Genomic DNA, 6,465 nt, shown 5'->3' with positions numbered 1-6,465 from the left:
GATACGGCAAGACTCTTCATCTTGTTCGCGGCACCGCCCGAACGTGACCTCGAATGGAGCGACCAGGGTGTAGAGGGTGCATTCCGCTTCCTCAGCCGTGTATGGCGACTCGTCGCACAGTACGAAGGCATTATCAAAGGCGCGGCTGCATATGACGCAGCTTCGCTCACGAAAGAAGAAAAAGAACTTCGCCGTATCCTTCATCATACGATCAAAAAGGTTACGGAAGACATCGACAAACGCTATAACTTCAATACGGCTATCAGTGCCATCATGGAACTTGTCAACGCTGTCTATGGCATCAAAGATGCAAATGCAGTAAGCGGCGGTCTGATGAAAGAAGTCGTGAGCGCGCTCCTTCGCCTCCTTGCTCCGTTCGCTCCGCACATGACGGAAGAACTTTGGGCACAGCTCGGCGAAGAAGGCAGTATCCACAAATGCACGTGGCCGACATTTGATGAAAGCGCACTCGTACAGGACGAGGTAGAGATCGTACTCCAGATCAACGGCAAAGTACGTGACAAAGTGCTTCTCCCTGCTACGGCAACGAAAGACGAAATGGAAACGCTCGCACTCGCGAACCCGCGTGTACAAGGCTTCATCGGTGACAAACAGGTCGTAAAAGTTATCTGTGTACCGAAAAAACTCGTCAATATCGTAGTGAAATAAAAATAGCATAAACATGGGCGGACTGCATCGACAGTTCGCCTTTTGCTTTTGATAGTGAAGATGTTTGCGAATGATAGATGAAAAAATTGTCAAAAAAAGCAGGGGAATACGCTCGAAAAGAGGAAGTAAATAAAGAAACTGCTTGTGGAGGTGGACCGTATGGATAAGCACAGACAGCTGTGGATCGTGACGATCATGGCTCTTATATTGGTCTGTATCAGTGTGTATATCAGCGGTCGCCCGGAGGTGCGTGAAGCAGAAACGGTCGTTGTGCGTGTCGAGGGTGCGGTGCGCCAGCAGGGCAGTATCGCGCTCGTGAATGGGATGCGTGTCATCGATGCAATAGAAGCGTGCGGAGGTATTTTGCCCGAGGCGAAGATGGATGGCGTCGACGTGTCGGCAGAACTCATCGACGGACAGGTGATACGTGTTGCACCTGTGCAGGCAGAGGTTTCACAGACGAAAGAAACGAAAAAGTCTGCAAGAAAGAAGAAAAAAGTTACAGTGAGCGGACCTGTCAATATCAATACGGCAAGCATAACGGAGCTGGACAGACTGCCCGGTATCGGTCCTGCGCTCGCCAAACGAATCATAGCATATCGTGAGGCGAACGGAAGATTCCCTACGGTCGCTGATATCCAGCGAGTAAAAGGGATCGGTAAGAAAAAATACGAGAAGATGAAGCCCTTGATTCGGGTGGAATAGGAGAACGATATGAAACAGACGAGTACGGTGCTTGTCAATTCTATAGCGATCGGTTTCGTTCTCGGCGTTTGGCTCGGCAGTCAATGCTCAGATTGGCGGATCGGGTGTGCGTTGTTCGTACTTGCGCTTACCTGCCATCTGGCGGTGATGATAAAGAAGGCAAAACATGGGCTTATCACGGTATCGCTGCTCTTTTTAGCGGGCGGATGCCTTGTGATGCAGTTGTCTGATGCGGAGAAGATCAACCCGCTCGAGGAGTGGATCGGGCAGGATGTTTTGATAACGGGCATCAGCACGAAAGAAGCAAGGCCGATATCGCTTGACGAGAAAACGAAGCAGGTGACGTATACCGTCGATGTGCTGCGCTTGCAAAAGGGGACGGACATCGCGAACCCTGATGCGACTGTTTTTGTGACGGCTTATGCAGATAAAGAGAAACACGATGCGCGTATCGGTGATATCATCAACGTGTACGGTAAGGTGAAGGAGATTCGTGACTTTCAAAATCCGGGACGCATTGATCGAGCGGGGATGTATGCTCGTGATGGTGTGTACGGTCGCATGACTGTGCAGGATGATGATGTATGGGTCGCGCAGACAGAAGGAGATTGGCATAGATGGGTCGCCGACCTTCGCCAATCGGTAAGAGAGCGGCTTATAAGTGTTCTCTCCGAACGAGATGCGGCTGTTTTGTTTGCGATCTTGTTCGGCGGATATTATGGGATACCGCCCGCATGGATAGAGAATTTTTCGGTACTCGGTATTATCCATATTTTGTCGGTATCGGGCGCGCATATTGCGGTGGTGTCGAGCTTTGTGCTCATTGTCTGTTGTCTGCTTCGGCTCCGCGGTGTGCTGCAGTTCATCGTGGTGACGAGTGTTATTTCCGGATATGCGTTGATGGCAGGTATGACACCACCTGTCATTCGTGCCGTCGTGATGGGCATGGCAACATTCGGCGCGCTATCATTTCATCGTCAGCGTGATGCGCGCAATGCGCTGTCGCTCGTCGCAGTCGGGATGCTGGCATATGAGCCTGCACTTATCTTCGATATCAGCTATCAGTTATCGTTCGCATCGACGGCAGGTATTATCTATCTCGTGCCCAAATTGGAAGAACGAATGACGCGCCTGCCGAGATGGATGGCGAGCAGTATCGGGGTGACGATCGCCGCACAGCTGGCGACGGTGCCGTTTATCGTGTGGTATTTTCATCGGATATCGCTCAGCAGTGTGATAGCCAACTTGACGATCGTTCCGTTTTTGGAGATTACGATGGTGCTTGGTCTGGTCGGCTTATTGATATCGTGCCTGTGGACGTGGGGCGGCACGATCTGTCTTGTCGGCTGCGGGCTTTTGCTTGGCTTGGCAATGGAAGAAGTACGCCTCTTTGCGATGATGCCGTTTGCATCGGTCGATGTGTCCGAGATATCCTTGTGGTGGGGTGCAGGCTATTACGTTGTGCTTCTCTGGCTGTTCGGTTATCATCCGAACGTGCTTCCGAGCGTAGCTATGCTGTGGAGCAGGTTGTCGTGGAAGAAGGTCGGTATCGCTGTCGTATGTTTCTTTATCGTCGGTTGTGCATATCTGATGATGCCTGCGGAAGATAAGATGCGTGTCCATTATCTCGATGTGGGACAGGGCAATGCGGCACTCGTTGAAACGCCGAATAAGAGATTTATCCTCATTGATGCAGGCGGTCGATTCGGTCGCGGTGACGGTGCGTATGATGCGGGACTGCGTGTCGTTGTGCCGTATCTTCGTTATGCAGGTGTAAAAGAGCTCGATATGATGGTGCTGACACACGGGCATCAAGACCACGCGGGCGGTGCGGCAGAAGTCGTGCGTGCGATACCTGTCGATACGGTCATTGTGGCGAGAGAGCATCAGTCGAAGAGTATCCGCAACCTGCTCCGTCAAGACGAGCGGTATCGGGCGGTCGAGTATGCCGATAGTAATGCAAAACGCGAGATAGACGGTGTGACGATAGAGATCCTGCACGCACCGACAGAGATGCAGGGACAGCGTCGCGGCAACGAAGCGTCGAATCTGGTACGCGTATCGTATGCAGGTAAACGATTTTTGTTTACGGGTGATATGGAATCATTGCAGGAAGAATCGATATTGATGCAGAATCTTGATGTGGCAAGTGATGTGCTGTGTGTTGCGCATCATGGGTCGAAGACATCGACTTCGGCAGAGTTTTTGGCTCAGTGTGCGCCCAAGTATGCGGTCATTTCGGCAGGATATCGAAATTCGTTCGGTCATCCGCATCCGACTGTACTCAAGCGATTGACAGAACAGGATGTTGATGTGTGGCGCATCGATGAACGCGGATATGTATTGATAGAAGCCGATGAAGACGGCGTGCGGATAGCCGAGCAATAAATGGAGAACAAAGCTATGTATTTGGATCATGAAAAAAAGATAAAAGAATCACATCGCGTGTATGTCTTTTGCGGAAGTGAGCAATATCTGGTGCGGCAATATACGAATCAAGTGCTGGAAGATCATCTGCCGCGCGAGGAGTGGGACGCGAATCTGCATATCATAGAAGAGATGCCGTCGTATGCTGTGCTTGCGGAGGCAGTGAACAGTGTACCGTTCTTCGGCGGGCGGTACGGCGTTTTGGTGCGTGATGCAGGATGGCTCCAATCGGGGCGCGGTAATACAGCGGACGAAGAGCGCATCGCCGAATTGGTAGCGAATGTCCCTGACGATTGCCGACTGGTGCTCGTTGTGCAGGGGAAGATAGACGGTCGTAAAAAGATAGCGAAAGCTGTCAAAAAATGTGCGGCAGTCATCGAGTGCGAGCCGCTCAAACCGAAAGAACTTTCTCCGTGGATACAGAAGAGGTCGAAGGAGCTGGGTATCCGCATAACGGCTGACGGAATGCAGTATCTTCTGTCGGTGTTGAATTTGATGAACGAGATATCGCTCGATTTCGTCGAGCAGGAGATGAAAAAAGCTTCCTTATATACGGACAAAAAAATGATAGACCGCGCGGTGCTGACAGAGAGCATGGCGGCGATTCCCGAAGCGTCTGTATTCCGTCTTTTGGATGCGCTCGGTGATAAGAAAACAGCTGAGGTTGCCAAGCTTCTCAGACAACAAGAAGACAGCGGTGTGCCTCTTATCAAGACAACAGTACTGTTGGCAAGACAAGTGCGTATGCTGTGGCAGGCAAGCGCAGTGGCAGGCAGTGGCGGCAATATGGACGACTTGATGCGTGAAACGGGTATCCGTCATTCGTTCATTGCCGAAAAACTTGTTCGCCAAAGCAAAAACTTTTCTCTCACATCACTCAGACGCGCTATGTGCGACTTGGCAGATGCCGAACAAGCACTCAAAAGCGGGCGTACGGACGGTGCGGTGCTGGAAGAAGTCATCATATCACTTTGTATGGCAAGAAGATAAAAGAACCGAGAAGCAGGTGTGCTTCTCGGTTCTTTTGGTACAGGCAACAAAAAAACGCTTACCGATTCGGTAAGCGTTTTAAGTGCATCATTATGCCATAGCGTTAACTTTCTGTGCCAAACGCGATTTTTTGCGAGCGGCGGTATTTTTATGAACGATGCCTTTCTGTACGGCTTTGTCGAAACCGCTGACAGCGTTCGTCAGGAGGTTTTTCGCTTCTTCCGTTTGACCTGCTTCAATCGCTTCGTTCAGTTTGCGAACTGCTTTTCTGATCGAAGATTTAACAGCGGAATTTTTTGCATTCAATTCAGCATCGGTTTTTACACTGCGGATAGAAGATTTAATATTCGGCAAGAGATTCACCTCCCTATAAGTACATTACTTGAAGTAGTTTATCACGTCTTGAAGGAAAAAGCAAGTAATATTTTTCGTAAGTTGCGGGAATTATTTTGGATAACGATGATTTTTTTTGAGAAGGTCGATGGAGGTGGGCTGATGGAGGAAAATATGTTTCGTACAGACTTGGCACTCGAGGCGCGAGAGATGATGGCAGAAGAGGTGCGCTCATCGGTGTCGGGTATCATGGTAGAGGAAAAGCAGACAGATGATGTGAAGGTGACGAAGGTACGTATCGAAACGGAATCGGCATCACGTGCACTCGGCAAGAAGCAGGGAACGTATGTGACGTTTGAGGTGAAGGACAGTGTCGGCAAAGATGCGCAGGCAGAGCAGCAGTTGGTTCGTCTGCTTGCGCGAGAAGTGCAGGAGATGATCCCGCAGGAGGGGACAGTGCTCGTTGTGGGGCTGGGCAATCGAAGCAGTACGCCTGATGCGCTCGGTCCGCGTACGGTGGAAGGTGTATTCGTGACGCGTCATATGCGGGAGATGATGACGGATGAGGCGGCGAGGAGTGTGCGTTCGGTCTGCTCGTTCGCTCCGGGAGTGCTTGGTGTGACGGGTATCGAAACGGCCGAGATCCTGCGTGGTGTCGCAGAGCACGTACAGCCTGCTGTCATCATAGCAGTTGATGCACTTGCTTCTTCATCGAGCAAGCGAGTGGCAACGACGGTCCAGCTTTCTGATACGGGGATACATCCCGGGTCGGGTGTCGGCAATCGGAGATTCGGCATTGATAAGGAGTCGATGGGCGTGCCTGTGATCGCTGTCGGCGTGCCGACTGTTATTTATGCTTCGACGATCGCGCTCGATATTTTGCACAGCCTTGAGAGAACAGGACAGGTAGCTTGCCGATTCGCACGCGGAGAACGTGTGACGGAAGACCGCAGACGAGCGATCCTGCGCGCCAATATGCCTGAAGCGTTGAGCCGACTGATGGTGACACCGCGCGATATCGACAGGCTTATCGCAGATATGGCGCGTATCATCAGCCGCAGTATCAACAAGGCACTCTATTCGTCTATGACGGGGGACGGTCAATCAAGATACTTGCAATAATATCGCGAATAAAAAACGGACTTCCTTCATATATTGCCATGAATCATGGTACAGGCAGGGGAGTCCGTTATGTGGAACAAAAAGAGGTCGTGTCGCATTATCTGGTGGGAGTTTCCGCGAAAAATAGGCATCGTATTATTATTGGCGGTCATGGTAATTGCCTTATGGCAATCATCCGCAGAGGAAGAGGCGGTGCCTGTCACAGCGGGCGGCAGCAGT

Annotated in this window: 6 protein-coding genes; 5 read left to right on the top strand and 1 reads right to left on the bottom strand. The window is 51.1% G+C overall.

Translation table 11 applies throughout. The annotated features are described in order from the left end of the window. The 4 genes from IJN28_08240 to holA form a co-directional block, all read left to right on the top strand. On the top strand, window positions 1-669 hold a 669-nt coding region (locus IJN28_08240), incomplete at its 5' end, for a class I tRNA ligase family protein (GenBank protein ID MBQ6713757.1). A gap of 159 nt (window positions 670-828) precedes the next feature. Then, window positions 829-1,374, top strand: coding sequence for a ComEA family DNA-binding protein (locus IJN28_08235; GenBank protein MBQ6713756.1), 546 nt, complete (start codon window positions 829-831; stop codon window positions 1,372-1,374). A gap of 9 nt (window positions 1,375-1,383) precedes the next feature. Next, window positions 1,384-3,762 carry a DNA internalization-related competence protein ComEC/Rec2 gene (locus IJN28_08230; GenBank protein ID MBQ6713755.1) on the top strand — a complete coding sequence of 793 codons (2,379 nt, stop codon included), beginning with the start codon at window positions 1,384-1,386 and terminating at the stop codon, window positions 3,760-3,762. Window positions 3,763-3,777: 15 nt separating this feature from the next. Next, window positions 3,778-4,791, top strand: a complete 1,014-nt coding sequence (holA, locus tag IJN28_08225; GenBank protein MBQ6713754.1) for a DNA polymerase III subunit delta — start codon at window positions 3,778-3,780, stop codon at window positions 4,789-4,791. A gap of 90 nt (window positions 4,792-4,881) precedes the next feature. Here the strand turns inward: holA and rpsT are convergent, their stop codons facing one another. Then, a complete protein-coding gene (rpsT, locus tag IJN28_08220; protein ID MBQ6713753.1) occupies window positions 4,882-5,145 on the bottom strand; it encodes a 30S ribosomal protein S20 in 264 nt (87 codons plus the stop codon). 141 nt (window positions 5,146-5,286) lie between these two features. Between rpsT and IJN28_08215 the strand changes: the two genes are divergently transcribed. After that, a complete protein-coding gene (locus tag IJN28_08215) occupies window positions 5,287-6,246 on the top strand; it encodes a GPR endopeptidase (GenBank protein ID MBQ6713752.1) in 960 nt (319 codons plus the stop codon). Window positions 6,247-6,465: the final 219 nt, after the last annotated feature.

The organism is Selenomonadales bacterium (genome assembly GCA_017442105.1).
Lineage (GTDB): Bacteria > Bacillota > Negativicutes > RGIG982 > RGIG982 > RGIG982.
The sequence above is the reverse complement of the archived record's forward strand: the minus strand, read 5'-3'. Positions and strand labels throughout refer to the sequence as shown.